At 67.3% G+C, this 1,130-nt stretch carries 1 protein-coding gene; it reads right to left on the reverse strand.

Going from position 1 to position 1,130, the window contains the following annotated elements; translation table 11 throughout:
* The coding region (locus ACX17K_RS21955; RefSeq protein WP_493776426.1) for an ATP-binding cassette domain-containing protein at positions 1-1,109 on the reverse strand (1,109 nt) is incomplete at its 3' end.
* Positions 1,110-1,130 lie beyond the last annotated feature (21 nt).

The raw sequence follows: 1,130 nt of genomic DNA on the forward strand, positions 1-1,130 counted from the left end.
GCGTCCTGGCCGATGCCGTGCAGCAGCATCGGCTCGGTCAGAATCTGCTCCACCGTGAAGCGCGGGTTCAGCGACGCGTACGGGTTCTGGAAAATGATCTGGATCCGCTTCTTGTAGGCGTGGAATTCCTTGGCGCTCATGCCGATCAGGTCCTGGCCGTGGAACAGCGCCTTGCCCGCCGTCGCCTGGTGCAGCCGCACCAGCGTCAGGCCGACGGTGGTCTTGCCCGAGCCCGACTCGCCGACGATGCCCAAGGTCTTGCCGCGCGCCAGCTTGAACGACACGTCCTGCACCGCGTGGAACTGCCGCTTGCCGAACAGGCCCTCGCGGATGTCGAAGCTCTTGCACAGGCCCTGCACGTCCAGCACGGTCTCGTCGCCCGCCGCGTAGCCGCGCTTGCGCTCGGCCGGCTCCACGTAACCGCCCGGCTGCAGGAAGTCGTCGATCACCGCCAGCCGTTCGGGGCGGCGGTCCAGGTGCGGACGGCACGACAGCAGCGCCTTGGTGTACGCGTCCTGCGGGTTCTCGAAGATCTGCCGCACCGTGCCCTGCTCGCGGATCACGCCGTGGCGCATCACGATCACTTCGTCGGCGAACTCGCCCACCACCCCCAGGTCGTGGGTGATGAACAGCACCGACATGCCGTGCTTCTTCTGCAGGTCGGCGATCAGCTGCAGGATCTGCTTCTGAATCGTGACGTCGAGCGCGGTGGTCGGCTCGTCGGCGATCAAGAGCTTGGGCTCGCAGGCGATGGCGATGGCGATCATCACCCGCTGCTGCTGGCCGCCGGACAGCTCGTGCGGGTAGCTCTTCACCCGCTTCTCCGGCTCCGGCAGCCCCACTTCGCGCAGCAGCTCCACCGCCCGCTTCCACGCCGCCGAACGCGACAGCTTCGCGTGCAGCGTCAGCGTCTCGACGATCTGCTCGCCGACGGTGAACACCGGGTTCAAGGAGCTCATCGGCTCCTGGAAGATCATCGCCACGTCCTTGCCGCGCAGCCGGCGCAGCTCCGCCGCGCTCAGCTTCAGCAGGTCGCGCCCGTTGAAGCGCAGCTCCGACGCCGGATCGATCTCGCTCGATTGCGGCGGCAGCAGCTGCATGATCGCCATCGACGTCACCGATTTGCCGGA

The sequence above is a fragment of the Chromobacterium sp. INPA-IVC genome (assembly GCF_059047085.1).